General features: G+C 73.1%; 10 protein-coding genes. All 10 read left to right on the top strand.

Going from position 1 to position 10,556, the window contains the following annotated elements; genetic code table 11:
• The first annotated feature begins 37 nt into the window (after positions 1-37).
• Entirely contained in the window at positions 38-1,000 is a 963-nt protein-coding gene (locus ACIQOV_RS10730) for an ATP-binding cassette domain-containing protein (RefSeq protein WP_401047224.1), read from the top strand.
• A 156-nt stretch (positions 1,001-1,156) separates the two neighbouring features.
• Positions 1,157-2,437 (top strand): glycosyltransferase family 2 protein, encoded by a 1,281-nt coding sequence (locus tag ACIQOV_RS10725; RefSeq protein ID WP_401047221.1) that lies wholly within the window; start codon positions 1,157-1,159, stop codon positions 2,435-2,437.
• Positions 2,438-2,439: 2 nt separating this feature from the next.
• Complete coding sequence (locus ACIQOV_RS10720; protein ID WP_401047228.1) at positions 2,440-3,735, top strand: nucleotide sugar dehydrogenase; 1,296 nt, start codon at positions 2,440-2,442, stop codon at positions 3,733-3,735.
• Positions 3,736-3,872: 137 nt separating this feature from the next.
• Positions 3,873-5,168, top strand: coding sequence for a DUF445 domain-containing protein (locus tag ACIQOV_RS10715; RefSeq protein ID WP_401047219.1), 1,296 nt, complete (start codon positions 3,873-3,875; stop codon positions 5,166-5,168).
• A gap of 115 nt (positions 5,169-5,283) precedes the next feature.
• Positions 5,284-6,324 (top strand): adenosine deaminase, encoded by a 1,041-nt coding sequence (locus tag ACIQOV_RS10710; protein WP_401047226.1) that lies wholly within the window; start codon positions 5,284-5,286, stop codon positions 6,322-6,324.
• A 180-nt stretch (positions 6,325-6,504) separates the two neighbouring features.
• Entirely contained in the window at positions 6,505-7,077 is a 573-nt protein-coding gene (locus ACIQOV_RS10705; protein ID WP_401047216.1) for a toxin-antitoxin system HicB family antitoxin, read from the top strand.
• 117 nt (positions 7,078-7,194) lie between these two features.
• Positions 7,195-8,034 carry a DUF4097 family beta strand repeat-containing protein gene (locus ACIQOV_RS10700; RefSeq protein WP_401047213.1) on the top strand — a complete coding sequence of 280 codons (840 nt, stop codon included), beginning with the start codon at positions 7,195-7,197 and terminating at the stop codon, positions 8,032-8,034.
• Complete coding sequence (locus ACIQOV_RS10695) at positions 8,034-8,978, top strand: ATP-binding cassette domain-containing protein (protein WP_401047210.1); 945 nt, start codon at positions 8,034-8,036, stop codon at positions 8,976-8,978. Before ACIQOV_RS10700 ends, ACIQOV_RS10695 begins: the two co-directional genes overlap by 1 nt.
• Entirely contained in the window at positions 8,975-9,754 is a 780-nt protein-coding gene (locus tag ACIQOV_RS10690; RefSeq protein WP_401047207.1) for an ABC transporter permease, read from the top strand. The genes ACIQOV_RS10695 and ACIQOV_RS10690 overlap by 4 nt, the downstream gene beginning before the upstream one ends.
• Before the next feature lie 111 nt (positions 9,755-9,865).
• On the top strand, positions 9,866-10,456 hold the full coding sequence (locus ACIQOV_RS10685) for a hypothetical protein (RefSeq protein WP_401047204.1): 591 nt from the start codon (positions 9,866-9,868) through the stop codon (positions 10,454-10,456).
• The last annotated feature ends 100 nt before the right edge of the window (positions 10,457-10,556 follow it).

The raw sequence follows: 10,556 nt of genomic DNA, 5'->3' as shown, positions 1-10,556 counted from the left end.
CCCTCCCACGAACCCCTCCCATCCCGAAGGAGCTCCCATGGCACTGATCGAACTCCAGGACGTCCACCGCACCTTCACCGTACGCACCCGCACGGGCCGGTTCAGCCGGGCCAAACGCGAGGTCCGGGCGGTGGACGGGCTCGGCTTCACCGTCGAGGCCGGCGAGTGCGTCGGCTACATCGGGCCCAACGGGGCCGGCAAGTCCACCACCATCAAGATGCTCACCGGCATCCTCGTCCCCAGCTCCGGACGGCTGCGGGTGGCCGGCGTCGACCCGGCGCGCGAACGCGTCGCACTGGCCCGCCGGATCGGCGTCGTCTTCGGCCAGCGCACCACCCTCTGGTGGGACCTGCCCCTGCGCGACTCCTTCGAACTCGCCCGCCGGATCTACCGCATCCCCGACGCCCGGTACCGCGAGAACCTCGGCCGCTGCGTCGAACTGCTCGACCTCGGCGGACTGCTGGATACCCCGGTGCGCCAGCTCTCGCTCGGCCAGCGGATGCGCGGCGATCTCGCCGCGGCGCTGCTGCACGACCCCCAGGTGCTCTACCTGGACGAGCCGACCATCGGCCTGGACGTGGTCAGCAAGGGCCGGGTGCGGGAGTTCCTGCGCGAGGTCAACCGGGACCGGGGCACCACCGTGCTGCTCACCACCCACGACCTGACCGACATCGAGCAGCTCTGCGGCCGGGTGATGGTGATCGACCACGGCCGGGTGGTCTACGACGGCGGACTGGAGGGCCTGCACGTCACCGGCCGCAGCGAGCGGACGCTGGTGGTGGACCTCGCCCGGGAACTCGCGCACCCGGTCGAGGTGCCCGGGGCCCGGGTCACCAGGGTCGAGGGGCCGCGCCAGTGGCTGGCCTTCCCGGCCCAGGAGAGCGCCGCGCCGATCGTGGCGGCGGTCGCCGCGCGCTACCCCTTGGTGGACCTGTCGGTGCGCGAACCGGCCATCGAGGACGTGATCGCCCGGATGTACGCGGAGGTGGCGATCGGCTGACGGGACGGACGGGCGGCGGCCGGGGGCTCTCCGGCCGCCGCCCGGCCGTCGTACGCCAGTGCCACAGCCGGGCGCGCGTTCGGTTCCCCGTCGCCGGTGCGGGTGATCATCGTGACCCCGGGCCTCCACCGTGAGTTGACCCGGCATCACTCGCCGATGCCGGAACCGGAGGCCCGCCCCCCGATGGCCGTACCCGACGTGACCGTGGTGGTCGCGGTCTACAACACCATGCCGTACCTCACCGCCTGCCTGGACTCGCTGGTCGGGCAGTCCCTGGCGCCGGGGCGGCTGGAGGTGGTGGCCGTGGACGACGGCTCCACGGACGGCGGCGGGGAGCTGCTGGACGAGTACGCCGCCCGCCACCCAGGGCTGTTCACGGTGCTGCACCAGCCCAACTCGGGCGGCCCGGCGGGCCCGACCAACCGCGCCCTGGAGCTGGCCCGCGGCCGCTACGTGCTGTTCCTCGGCGCGGACGACCGGCTCGGCGAGGAAGCGCTGGAGCGGCTGGTCACGGCCGCCGACACCTGGGGCTCGGACGTGGTGGTGCCCAAGCAGATCGGGGTGAACGGGCGGCTGGTCCCGCAGGGGATCTTCCACGCCGACGCCGAGTCCGTGGACTTCACCGACTCCGCGCTGGCCTGGGCGCTGGCCGACACCAAGCTGTTCCGGCTCGACCTCCTCCGGCGCCACGGGCTGCGCCGCGACGAGCGGTTGAAGGTCTTCTCGGACCAGCCGTTCACCCTGGAGGCCTGCCTGCGGGCGGCCCGGGTGTCCGTCCTCGCCTCCTACGACTGCTACTTCCTGGTGCTGCGCGAGGACCGGGGCAACGTCACCGAGCGGGCCGGGGTGCTGGACCGGTTGCGCGGGATCGCCGCGTTGCAGCAGGTGGCGGCGGAACTGGCGGAGCCCGGAGAGGAGTTGGACGCCATCCGGGCCCGCGGCTTCGGCTGGGACGTGCCGCGCCTGCTGCAGGAGGGCTTCCTGCTGCTGGCCGAGGACGTGCAGGAGCGGGTGTGCGTCGAGGTCGCGCGGCTGGTCGAGCGGTTCGGCGCCCGCGAGGTGTACCGCCGGCTGCCGTCCGCCGAGCGGGTGCGGCTCGAACTCGCCTGCGCGGTGCGGCCGGAGGCGCTGCGCGACCAGATCCGCTACGAGGCGGCGCACGGCGATCCACCCGTGGTGGTGGACGGCGGGCGGCGGTACGCGGGCTTCCCGGCGTTCCGGGACGCCCGGCTCGGCCTGCCGGACGAGCTGTTCCTGCTGCCGGAGGACGAGGCCGCCTCTGAGGCCGCCGCCGAGGCGGTCGGGAAGGCCGCCCCGCGGCTCGACCTCGCCCGGCAGCTGTGGCGCGGGCTCGTCCCGGAACAGCTGCGGCGCCGGCTGCGGCGCCACCCGGCGTGGCGCCGGCTGGCCGACTCGGTGAACGGAGGACGGGGATGAGCCTGGACGTCTGCGTGGTCGGCCTGGGCAAGCTGGGCCTGCCGCTGGCGGTGCAGTTCGCGCTGAAGGGCCACCGGGTGACCGGCACGGACACCGCCCCCGGCGTGGTGGAGAGCGTCAACCGGGGCGTGCCGCCGTTCCCCCGGGAGGCGGGTCTGGACCAGGCGCTCAAGCGCGTCGTCGCCGAGGGCCTGCTGCGGGCCACCGCCGACACCACGGCCGCGGTGGCCCGGGCCGAAGCCGTCGTACTGGTCGTCCCGCTGGTCACCGCCGCCGACGGCAGCCCGGACTTCGCCCTGCTCGACGCGGCCACCGACGCCGTCGCGGCCGGGCTGCGCCGGGGCACCCTGGTCAGCTACGAGACCACCCTGCCGGTCGGCACCACCCGGGAGCGCTGGGCGCCCCGGCTGGCGTCCCGGTCGGGGCTCGCGGCCGGGAGGGACTTCGCGCTGGTGTTCAGCCCGGAGCGGGTGCGCACCGGACGGGTCTTCGCCGACCTGCGGCGCTACCCCAAGCTGGTCGGCGGCCTGGACGCGCCCTCCACCCGGCGCGGCGCCGAGTTCTACCGGGCGGTGCTGGACTTCGACCCGCGCCCGGACCTGCCCCGGCCCAACGGCGTCTGGGAACTGGCCTCGACGGAGGCGGCCGAGTTCAGCAAGCTCGCCGAGACCACGTACCGGGACGTCAACATCGCGCTGGCCAATCAGTTCGCCCGGTACGCGGACGAGGTCGGGGTGGACTTCGCGGAGATCGCCGACGCCTGCAACTCGCAGCCGTACAGCCACCTGCACCGGCCGGGCATCGCGGTCGGCGGGCACTGCATCCCGGTGTACCCGCGGCTCTACCTGTGGAACGACCCGGGCGCGACGGTGGTCCGGGCGGCGCGCGAGGCCAACCTGGCGGTTCCGGGGTACGCGGTGGGCGTGCTGGCGGGGGCGGTGCCGGGCGGGATCGCCGGGCAGGGCGTGCTGGTGCTTGGCGCGTCGTACCGGGGCGGGGTCAAGGAGACGGCGTACTCCGGGGTGTTCCCGCTGGTCGAGGCGGTGCGGTCGGCGGGTGCGCGGCCGTACGTCAGCGACCCGCTGTACGAGGCGGAGGAGTTGGCGGCGCTCGGGCTGCCGCCGTACGGCGGGGAGCCGGTGGTGGCGGCGGTGCTGCAGGCCGACCACCCGGAGTACCGGGACCTGACGCCGGCGGACCTGCCGGGGGTGCGGGTGCTGCTGGACGGGCGGCGGTGCACGGACCCGAAGCGCTGGGCGGGCGCGGAGGTGCGGCGGATGGTGCTGGGCGGGGCGTGAGGCCCGGGTTGTTCGGGGCGTCACGCCCGGTCGGTTCGGGGCGTGAGGCCCGGGCTGTTCGGTGCGTCACGCCCGGCGGGGGCGTGTGATCGCGAGGCGCGCCCCCGGCCGCGCCGGGCAACGGGCAGACTGGCGGGGTGAGTGACGATGCCTTCAGCGGGACCGGCCCCGGGGTCCGGTTCACCGCGGCCGACGAGCAGAAGAGACGCGGCGTCCGCCGGATGAAGACCATCGCGACCGGCCTGCTGGCCTTCGCGACCCTGGTCTTCGCCCTGTCCACCTGGGCCGGGGCGGCCGGCGCCGGCCCCTGGGCGGGGTACGTGGCGGCCGCCGCCGAGGCGGGCATGGTCGGCGCGCTGGCCGACTGGTTCGCGGTGACCGCGCTGTTCCGCCGGCCGTTCGGCCTGCCGATCCCGCACACCGCGATCATCCCGACCAAGAAGGACGCCTTCGGCCGCTCGCTCGGCGACTTCGTCGGCGAGAACTTCCTCTCCGGCCACGTGGTCCGCGGCCGCCTGGCGGCACTCGGCATCGGCCGCCGGCTGGGGGAGTGGCTGGCCGCGCCGGGCAGTGCCGAGCGGGTCACCAAGGAGGCCTCGGCGGCGCTGCGCGGCCTGCTCGCGGTGCTCCGCGACGACGACGTGCGGGCGGTGGTCGCCGAGGCGGTGACCAGGCGGGCCGCGGCCACCTCGGTGGCCGAGCCGATGGGCCGGATGCTCGGCAAGGTGGTCGCGGACGGCGGGCACCACGGGGTGGTGGACCTGGTCGCCGTCCGGGCGCACGGCTGGCTGACCACCAACCACGAGGACGTGGTCCGCAAGGTGACCCAGAAGACCCCGGGCTGGACGCCCCGGTTCATCGACCACCAGGTCGGCGAGCGGGTCTACAAGGAGCTGCTGCGCTTCGTCACCGACATCCGGGACGACCCGGACCACCCGGCCCGCGGCGCGATCGACAACTTCCTCGCCGACTTCGCGACCGAGCTGCAGACCGACCCGGAGACCATCGCCCGGGTCGAGCGGGCCAAGGGCGAGCTGCTGGCCCGCGCCGAGGTGCAGGACCTGATCAACTCCACCTGGGCGGCCGTGCGCACCCTGGTGATGGGCGCGGCCGAGGACGAGGACAGCGAACTGCGCCGGCGCATCCGCGACGGCGTGCGCCGCTTCGGCGAGCGCCTGGCCACCGACCCCAAGCTCCAGGCCAAGGTGGACGGCTGGCTCCAGGACGCCGCCCAGTACCTGGTCGACACCTACCGCACCGAGATCACCTCGCTGATCTCCGAGACGGTGGCGGGCTGGGACGCCGACGACGCCTCCCGCAAGATCGAGGCCAACGTCGGCCGCGACCTCCAGTTCATCCGGATCAACGGCACCGTGGTCGGCGCCCTGGCCGGGCTGCTGATCCACACCCTGGCGGTGGCGCTCGGAGGGTGACCCCGGGCACGGCCTATCCTTGCCAGCAACTGTCTTTCAGTACGCGCGTAGAAGGAAGAAGGGAACCACCGTGGTCCAGCCGGACGGAAGTCGGATCGGCCCCAACCCCAGTCGGATCGAGCCCGCAGACCGGAGCATCGAGGCGTTCATCGCCGGGATGCCCAAGGCGGAACTGCACGTCCACCACGTCGGCTCGGCCTCGCCGCGCGTCGTCGCGGAACTGGCCGCCCGGCACGCCGGGAACTCCAAGGTGCCGACCGACCCGGCGGCGCTCGCCGAGTACTTCACCTTCACCGACTTCGCGCACTTCATCGAGGTCTACCTGAGCGTGGTGGACCTGGTCCGGGACGCCGAGGACGTCCGCGCGCTCACCTACGGCGTCGCCGAGGACATGGCCCGGCAGAACATCCGGTACGCCGAGCTGACCATCACCCCGTACTCCTCGGTCCGCCGGGGCATCCCCGAGGTCGCCTTCATGGAGGCGATCGAGGACGCCCGGCTGCGCGCCGAGAAGGAGCTCGGCGTGGTGCTGCGCTGGTGCTTCGACATCCCGGGCGAGGCCGGGCTGCAGTCCGCCGAGGAGACCGCCCGGCTGGCCACCGAGCTGGGCCCCGACGGCCTGGTCAGCTTCGGCCTGGGCGGCCCGGAGATCGGCGTGCCGCGCCCGCAGTTCAAGCCGTACTTCGACCGGGCCCGGGCGGCCGGCCTGCGCAGCGTCCCGCACGCGGGCGAGACCACCGGGCCGGAGACGGTCTGGGACGCGATCCGGATGCTCGGCGCCGAGCGCATCGGGCACGGAACCCAGGCGGTGAAGGACCCGGCGCTGGTCGACCACCTGGGCGAGCACCGCATCCCGCTGGAGGTCTGCCCGACCTCCAACCTCGCCACCCGGGTGGTGGAGCGGATCGAGGACCACCCGATCAAGCGGATGGTCGACGCCGGGCTGCTGGTGACGGTCAACAGCGACGACCCGCCGATGTTCGGCACCGACCTCAACACCGAGTACGCGGTGGCGGCGCGACTGCTGGGCCTGGACGAGGCCGGGGTGGCGGGGCTGGCCCGCAACGCCGTCGAGGCCTCCTTCCTGGACGGGGCGGGCAAGACCCGGCTGGCCGGGGAGATCGACGCCTACCTGGCGGGCTGGCAGCAGGCCTGACCTTCCCGCGGTCGCGTTTCCCGCGGTCGCGTTTCCCCTGGTGAACCGCCCCGTCGACCTCGGTCGGCGGGGCGGTTCCGTGCTCGGGTGCCGGCCGCGCCATCCCCGTTCCGGTGGTGGCGCCAAAGTGGTGCCACAAATGGCTCGACATGGCGCCACCGCCGTGCCATGCTTACGGCCATGGACCTCACGCCGTACGTGGAAAACCTCCGGAACGAGCTCGCGGTGGCCGCCGCCACCGGCGGGGACGAAGCCCGTGCGCTGGCCGAGCGGCTCACGCTCCCGCTGGAGTCGGCCGTGCGGCTCACCCTGCTCAACGCGCTCTCGGCCGCCATGGGCGAAGTCACCCGCGACCTCGCCCCCGGCTCGGTGGACGTGCGTCTGCGCGGGCTCGACCCCGAGTTCGTGGTGACGGCGCCGCCCGGCTCGGACGCCTTCCACGGCGATACGGCGCCACAGCCGGCACCGATGGCGCCACTCGTGCCACCGGTGGTGCCGCCGGTGGTGTCTTCGGCGGCGCCGGAGCCGGACGAGACCGGCACCGCCCGGATCAACTTCCGTCTGCCCGCCCACCTCAAGGCCAGGGCGGAGGAGGCCGCCGCCGAGGCCGGCCTCTCGCTCAACGCCTGGCTGGTCCGGGCCCTGGCCGGCGCCCTGGAGGGCGGCGAGCCGGCCCGCCGGCCGGTGGCCGATCCGGGCAGCCGGGTCGCGCGCAGCGTCGGCGGCCAGGGCTTCACCGGCTGGGTCCACTGAGGCCTCCGCAGTACCCCGAGCATCCGCACGACCTCCCGCACCACCTTCTGCACCTTCGACGTCACCCCCGCTCCGACCAGCGGGAACATCCACACGAGTCACAAGGACGGGACAGCCATGCCTACGTACGAGACCGACGGACCGATCTCCGCCATCCTCGAATTCGACATCGGCTCGGTCTGGATCAAGGCCGGCAAGCGCACCGACGCGGTGGTCGAGGTCCGGCCCGCCAATCCGGCCAAGGAGGCGGACGTCAAGGCCGCCGAGCAGACCCAGGTCGACTTCTCCGGTGGCCGGCTCGGCATCAAGGCCCCCAAGCAGCGCAGCGTCTTCAGCGGCAAGAAGGGTGCGGTCGAGGTCCTGGTCGAGCTGCCGGCCGGCTCCGAGGTCCACAGCGAGTCGCCGATGGCCGAGTTCGTCACCGAGGGCCCGCTCGGTGCCTGCCGGCTGAAGACCTCGCTCGGCCGGATCCAGGTCGAGAGCGCCGAGAGCGCCCGGCTCGACAGCGGCTTCGGGGACGTCCGGCTCGGCGCGACGACCGGGGACGCCGAGGTGACGGGGGCCGGCCGGATCGAGATCGGATCCGTCGGGGGCCGGCTGACGGTGAAGAACAGCAACGGCGACACCGAGGTCGACGAGGTGCACGGCGAACTCCACGCCAACGCCTCCAACGGCCGGATCCACGTCGGCCTCGCCGAGGGGAACGTGGACGCCAAGTCGGCGCACGGCCACATCCGGGTCGGCCGGGTGGTCCGCGGCAAGGTCACCCTCCAGACCAGCGTGGGGGACGTCGAGGTCGGCATCGCGGAGGGCACCGCGGCCTGGCTCGACGTGCACAGCAAGGTCGGCGGCGTCCGCAACGACCTCGGCCCCACCCAGGGCCCGGGCGACGCGGTGGAGACGGTCGAGGTCCGCGGCCGCACCCAGGTCGGCAACGTCGTCGTCCGGAGGGCCTGATGGCGGCCGACTCCGCGGTCCCGGCGATCTCGGCGACCGGACTCACCAAGTCCTACGGGGACAAGGCGGTCCTGAGGGGCGTCGACCTGGAGATCCCGGCGGGCAGCGTGTTCGCCCTGCTCGGGCCCAACGGCGCCGGCAAGACCACCACCGTGCAGATCCTCTCCACCCTGATCCCCGCGGACGGCGGCTCGGCCCGGGTGGTCGGGCACGACGTGGCACGCGAGGCCGACGCGGTGCGGAAGGCGATCGGGGTGACGGGCCAGTTCTCGGCGGTGGACAACCTGCTCACCGCCGAGGAGAACCTGATGCTGATGGCCGACCTCAACCACCTCCGCCGTCGGGAGGGGCGGAGGCGGACGGAGGAACTGCTGCGGCGCTTCGATCTCACCGAGGCCTCGCGCAAGGCCGTCACCACCTTCTCCGGCGGCATGCGGCGCAAGCTCGACCTCGCGATGACCCTGGTCGGGGACCCGAAGGTGATCTTCCTGGACGAGCCGACCACCGGGCTGGACCCGCGCAGCCGGCGCACCATGTGGGAGATCATCCGGAGCCTGGTCGCCGACCACGGGGTGACGGTCCTCCTCACCACCCAGTACCTGGAGGAGGCCGACCAGCTCGCCGACCGGATCGCCGTCCTGGACGGCGGCCGGATCGTCGCCGAGGGCACGGCCGAGGAGCTGAAGCGGTTCGCCCCCGGCGGGCGGATCCGGCTCCGGTTCGCGGACGCCGGCTCGCTAGCCACCGCCGCCGCGCTGTTCGAATACGCCACGGCCGACACCGAGGCACTGCGGCTGGAGATCCCGGGGGACAACTCCGTCCTCACCGTGAAGGCCGTGCTGGACGTGCTCGACAACGCGTCCGTGCAGGCCGAGTCGTTGGTCGTGGAGACGGCCGACCTGGACGACGCGTTCCTTCAACTGACCGGGGAGGGCGTGCGATGAGCATGGCCACGGGCACGGCCGGCCACGCGCTCAGCGACTCGCTGACCATGCTGCGCCGCAACCTCAAGCACGCGCTGCGGTACCCGTCCCTGACCTTCGCGGTCGTGGTGATGCCGGTCATGATGCTGCTGCTCTTCAACTACGCCTACGGCAGCACCCTGGGCGCCGGAATCGGCGGCGGCAACTACATCGACTACGTGACGCCCGGCATCGTGCTGATGGCGGCCACCTCCGGGTCGCTGGTCACCGCGATCGGCATCTGCACCGACATGACCGAGGGCATCGTCAACCGCTTCCGCACGATGGCCATATCGCGCTCCGCCTTCCTGGCCGGGCACGTGGTCGGCAGTGTCATCCAGACCATGATCGGGCTGGTGCTGGTGATCGGCACGGCCCTCGCGATGGGCTTCCGGCCGAACGCCGGACCGGTGGAGTGGCTGGCCGCGATGGGCCTGCTGCTCTTCCTCACGATCGCCCTGACCTGGATATCGGCCGGCATCGGCCTGGTGGCCAAGACGGTCGAGAGCGCCAGCAACATGCCGATGCCGCTGCAGTTCCTGCCCTTCATCGGCAGCGCCATCGTGCCGACCGACTCCATGCCGACGGCACTGCGCTGGTTCGCCGAGTACCAGCCCTTCACCCCCATGATCGAGACCCTGCGCGGGCTGTTGATGGGGACCGGGATCGGCACCAGTGCCTGGAGCGCCCTGGCCTGGTGCACCGTGCTGACGCTGGTCGGCTACTTCTGGTCGCGGAGCGTCTTCTACCGGCGGTGACGGGGGTACGGCCGGTGCACCCGGCGGCCCGGACGACGGAGCATCCGTCGTCCGGGCCGTCCGGCATCCCCGTAGTAAAGTCCCGGCAAAGGACAACTCCGGGGGGAGCAAATGACGGTGACGCGCCGCAAGCAGGTCGTGTGGTGGCTCCGGGGCGCGGCGCTGGCGGCCCTCCTGGTGTACCTGCCGGGCTACTTCTCCTCCCGCCAGGGCGGGCTGGTCGAGGTCGAGCGCTGGCTGAACCACCCAGTGCTGCTGCTCGGGACGACGATCGCGCTGGCCGTGGCCTCGGTGGTGGCCCGGTTCGAGTTCCGCACCAGATGGGCGCAGATCGGTTGTGCGGCCGTCCTGTCACCGCTCCTCGTCATCGGGGCGGGGGTCGGAGCCGTGGCGTACATCTTCGGCGGTGACGGCCGGCTGGTCGACCGCAAGCCCGACCCGAACCGCTCCGACCACGTGCTGCGCGTCACCGACATCGCCTTCTCGATCGATCCGGTCTACCGGGTGGAGTTGTTGACGGGAAGCGGCTGGTCGGCCCGCCACTGGGGCCTCGGCACCTGGGAGGAGGGCGACGGCTTCGTCAAGGCCGAATGGTCCGCCCCGGGCCGGATCACGGTGACCTTGCAGAAGGAGATCGAGGTCTTCACCGTGGACGAGGACGGGACGCTGGGCGGCCCCTCGGCCATACCCCGGCCCCGCTAGAGCTGTCGTAAGGTCCGTGCCGAAGATCAGTGAACCGCCGGGGGGGCGAAGGTGACAGCGGCACGTCGCAAGCAGATCGCGTGGAGGCCCCGGGAGGAAC

It is taken from the genome of Kitasatospora sp. NPDC091257 (assembly GCF_044757675.1).
GTDB classification, from domain to species: domain Bacteria; phylum Actinomycetota; class Actinomycetes; order Streptomycetales; family Streptomycetaceae; genus Kitasatospora; species Kitasatospora lactacystinica.
The sequence above is the reverse complement of the archived record's forward strand: the minus strand, read 5'-3'. Positions and strand labels throughout refer to the sequence as shown.